Annotated in this window: 4 protein-coding genes; all 4 read left to right on the forward strand. The window is 37.1% G+C overall.

Annotated features, from left to right (window positions below):
• Window positions 1-848, forward strand: an 848-nt coding sequence (gene tssI / locus F607_RS31710) for a type VI secretion system tip protein TssI/VgrG (protein ID WP_027710182.1), incomplete at its 5' end; no start/stop codon positions are given.
• Window positions 849-876: 28 nt separating this feature from the next.
• Window positions 877-2130, forward strand: a complete 1254-nt coding sequence (locus tag F607_RS0124755; protein ID WP_027710183.1) for a DUF4123 domain-containing protein — start codon at window positions 877-879, stop codon at window positions 2128-2130.
• A gap of 40 nt (window positions 2131-2170) precedes the next feature.
• Entirely contained in the window at window positions 2171-4546 is a 2376-nt protein-coding gene (locus F607_RS31715) for a LysM peptidoglycan-binding domain-containing protein (protein ID WP_038292206.1), read from the forward strand.
• Window positions 4547-4595: 49 nt separating this feature from the next.
• On the forward strand, window positions 4596-4816 hold a 221-nt coding region (locus F607_RS0124765), incomplete at its 3' end, for a transposase family protein (RefSeq protein WP_420864443.1).

The raw sequence follows: 4816 nt of genomic DNA on the forward strand, positions 1-4816 counted from the left end.
ATGGCCGAATCAAGGTGCAGTTTCACTGGGATCGAGACGGTCAAAAAAATGAAAAGACCACACGCTGGCTTCGTGTTAATACCGGAATAGCTGGAGGGCAATGGGGGCAAGTTGCAATCCCGCGGATTGGTCAAGAAGTGGTTATTGAGTATCTGGATGGTAATCCTGATAATCCGATGGTCACTGGGTGTGTTTATCACGCTAATAATAAAGTGCCGTATGAATTGCCTGCTCATAAAAGTCGCAGCACCTTTAAAACCGAAAGTAGCCCAGGTGGTGGCGGTTTTAATGAATTGCGTTTTGAAGACAAAAAAGGCCAGGAACAAATTTATATCCATGCTGAAAAAGATATGGATATCAAAGTTAAAAATGATCACCGTGAGCATATTAATGGTCACCGTCATTTAGTCGTGGGCAAAGACAGCCTAATAGTCATAGAAGGTGATGCCCACTGGCAAAAAGATAAAAATGAGCGTATTGAAATAGGGCAAAACCGGCATATTGAATCCCAATCCTCAACCTACACCAAATTTGGTCAAGCCTATCTGGAAAAATGCCGGAGTGAGCATCATGCCAAAGCCAGCCGTAAAATCGTCATGGATGCCAATGTCGAATTAACAGCGAAAGTAGGTGGCAACTTCATCAAACTGGATCCTTCGGGTGTAACCATTGTTGGTAGCACGATTAGTTTTGGAAGTGGCAGTGCCAGCCGAGCGAAAAATGTTGCAGCCTTACCGTTAAATGTCATTCAAGGACAAGAAGAAGTGATTGCTAAAGCGGCCAAAACAGGTACACCTTTAGTGAGTGATTGTGCGTCCAATGGTGAGTGTGTTGATTGTGCTGTGTAATGTGGCTGGGTAGGAGACAAACATAATCATGAGTGCGTTTAATAGCCAGTTAAACAAATACTTCGAAAAAAAACAGCATCAGCTGTATGCCTTAATTGATGGGGCGATAGTAGATGAGCTCATGCCAACTTTATTTACGTTGGAAGATAATCCATCCGTATTTCCCGTATTTATTGATACCCCCCTCAATGGTTGCTTGCATTTATCACCTTGCTTAGTTGAGCTAAAAGCAGATGCAAAAATCGTCAATTTTATACTGGATGAAACACGAGAAGCATATTGGGGGTTACTGTTAGGCTCTACCTTAGCTTTTGAGTCATTATCAATGTACTTACAAAGCTTGTTGTATGTTAAAACGCCGTTGGCAGAGCAACTTGTCTTTCGCTATCAAGATCCTCGGGTGATTAATCCGCTACTGAATGCCAGCACAACCAATGAACAAGCTAAATTATTAGGGCCTATCGACAGGTTATGGGTGCCCAATCAATACCGGCCTGAATTATTTCGGCAAACAAGTAGCACAGAAACTCATGATGTCATTAAAGATGAATTTGAACGTGAATGGGTCGTTTGGCAAAACCCACAAGCTTGGCACGGTCAATTCCCAGAAGAGCGCCCTTGGTTTGAATTCAGCGCTAAACAGTGGGAAGGCATTATGGCTGAGCACAAACATAAAGTGGAAGAAGCCATCGCTTTATACTTAATGGAAGAAAACCCCGCATTTAAAAAACTTAAACCCAAACAACTGTATGAAACGATTCGTTACTGGTGTGATAAAAGTGATGATTATGGCATCAGTAAAACCAAACTGGTGGCGAGACTCATTTTAGTGGTGACAGAATTTGGTCCTGATATCCCCAAGCGAGAATGGATGAAGTTAGAGCAAGAGATTTTGTTTAATACAGACTTTTCTGAACATGAAAAAATACAACGTTTGGAAAAATATAATGCATTAGTGTATGAAAAGCCTGGGGTACCGTTTGATCCAATAAAATGCATTGTTTATGAGCAGCTATACCAAGATTTTGGAATAAAAGAACTGATTGATCCATTCGGTGGTGAAGACTTAATAATACGAATGGAGTATCTATATAGATACAATGAAGTTAAGCCTGATAAAGCCTTGCTCAAGGATCTGGTGAAAAAGCTTTACGAACAAAATGCTGATAGGCTTATTAACCAAGATAATGAATTAATTCCGCTCTCCTATACGCAAAAAAGTGATGAAGTATTTAGAGCACAGCTATTAACAATGTATCAAGAACAAAAACAAGACATTTAAGATAGCTCTAGTTAGCAGAATTTTAGGAAGTTTATAGAAAATGAGTTCAAATAAGATTTATCGTATACAACCTGGTGATACTCTAGCCACGATTGCATTAAAAAACGGTGTGAGCGTTGAGGATTTGCGCCAAGCCAATCCTGGTATTACCGATGATAATCTTATCTATGCTAATACCAATATTCGTATTCCAGAACCTTCTTGCGATGATCCCTATGTTATTAAGCGGGGTGACACATTAGGTGACCTGGCTAAAAAGCACGATACTACTGTAGATGAAATTTTAAAAGAAAATAAAGATATTAAAGACCCTGATAAAATTTATGCGGGTTATGAGTTAAAAATACCCGGGCGTAAACCACAAGATGAGTGTCCAGTTCCTCCGAAAGGTGGACCAGAGAAACAAGAGCCTGTGAAGATAGAAGAGCCAAAAGATAAGAAAAAAATTGAAGAACCAAAGAAGCAAGAACCTGAAAAGATAGAAGAGCCAAAAGATAAGAAAAAAATTGAAGAGCCCAAGAAACAAGAGCCTGAAAAGATAAAAGAGCCAAAAGATAAGGAAAAAACAAAAGAGCCTGAAGAGCAAGAACCGAAGGCTGAAGAGAAACTCCCAGAGGATAAAGATAAGCCTTGTGAGGAGTGTGATTCTAAATGTAATGTGAAAATTGCATGTGCTCACAAAAAGAGGAGTTTAAAAAATAAGAAGCCAAAAGTCATCAGTGTTGTACCAGATGTTAAACCAAGTAAAACAAAACTTGGTGACGGTGTGAATGAATATAGTGATACAATTGGTATTGAGTTAAGTGGATCGCAAGCACCAGATAAGTTAAACCATAATCTTGATGCTAAAGCAGTGAAAAAGGTATCTGATACTAAAGACAGAAAAACATTTGAAGTTGAAGCATCATATATAAGACCAGCATTGAATTCTGAATTTAGAAAAATAGTTGATATTTTAGAATTGATTACGGTTTACCAAAAGCCAGTAAAAAAATATAAAGTTAATGGTCCGTGTTTGGGTGATCTAGGGATTCATGTTTATTCAGCGAGTGTTTGGGAATTTACATTATTGTTTCCTTCTTTTAAATCAAGAAAAATTGGTATTAAAAAAATATTTAGAGATAAAGAACTACTTAAAACAGATGAGATAAAAGGGTATGATCCAAGGAAAGCTGAAGTTGAGTCTTATACATTAGAAGAAAAACGAAAAGAAGTTACTTCTGAATCAGATGATGGTATTCCTCAGACTTTAATAGAACAGTCTCGCACACTATCACGTGGAACTGAAAATGCTTATCCTGAAGCTACACTAACTGTAGATAATGGGTTTGGACCAGAACCAATAAAGTTTAGTTGTTTGGAAGAACTCAATCCAATCTTTCATACTGTTGAAGTAGTCCATGGATTGATCACAGCGTTAAGAACTTTATCTACTGCAAAACTTGGATTTTATGCTGACGTTAATATTGATGTTTTTAAAGGTGGATTGCAAATAAAGCTACAAAATAAAGAATATAAAGATAAGCCAGATGTATATACTTACTATGAAATACTCTTTTGTATCAAAATGCTTGAGATAAAGTTTGAAGTAGGTTTGGCAATTCAAATTAAAGATGACTATTACATAAAAGCTTTTATATCACTTGAGGCAAGCTGGGTGCTTAAAGCAGGTGTTGTATTTGAAGAAAAAGAAAAGACTCAAGTTATTTCGGAGAACAAGGCAGTACCTAAAATAGGAATAGAAGTCAAATTTGGAGAAGCATTTGGTGCATCTGTCACTGGTGAAACTGGTGTCGAGTATAAAACCACAATGGATATTGACATAAATGCTAACGAAAAAATAAAAGTAGAAGGTGAGGGGAAAGTATTACCTGTTGTAATTAAGGCAAACATTGTCTCAGTTCATTTTAAAGTAGATTGGAATGAAGAAAAGGAATTAATGCAGGAATACCCTTTTGGTAAGTTTAAATGGCCTGAGGGAAAAGAGGAAAAAAATAAAGATGCTTATAATCCTGCTAAAGACTTAGATGATGTTCAAATAAGAGCAATTCTGAAGAAAAAATTTAGTGAGTTTGTTGATGTTAGGATTTCTGAAATAGCTGGGTATGAAGAAAAAGAAATAAGTCCTTACTTATTGGGAGGGATTAATCCAAAGAAATACAAGGTGGCAAAAATAAAGACATATGATGTTGACTATACAGTTAAGCAAGTAGTAGAAAACATGAGAAAAAAACAAGCTATTCTAAAATTAGATAAAAAATCTATAGAAGCATTAGCGTTGAAGATTGATGAAGACTTAAGAGAGATGCGTGGTTTTGGTGGAGTTTATGTTCGTAAAGAACATTTTAATGAGTATATAAAAGGAGAGTTTCAAAATGTGCTTGATGACTATATTAGCCAGGGCAATCGCATATAAAAATACAACAAAATCAGTATAATAGGATGATTAGCAACTGACTTAGAGCATCACATTGGAAAAAAATAATACAATTGCAGATCATTTTAGTCACTTAGACGACCCTCGAGTTGAACGCCATCGTCGTCATACGTTGGTTGATATCATTACTATTACGATTTGTGCTGCGTTGTGTGGAGCAGATGATTGGGTTGCTATTGAGCGATTTGGTAAGGCCAAGGAAGCATGGTTTCAAGGCTTTCTAGAATTGCCTAATGGGATACCTTCCCA

Source organism: Zooshikella ganghwensis DSM 15267, from assembly GCF_000428585.1.
Lineage (GTDB): Bacteria > Pseudomonadota > Gammaproteobacteria > Pseudomonadales > Zooshikellaceae > Zooshikella > Zooshikella ganghwensis.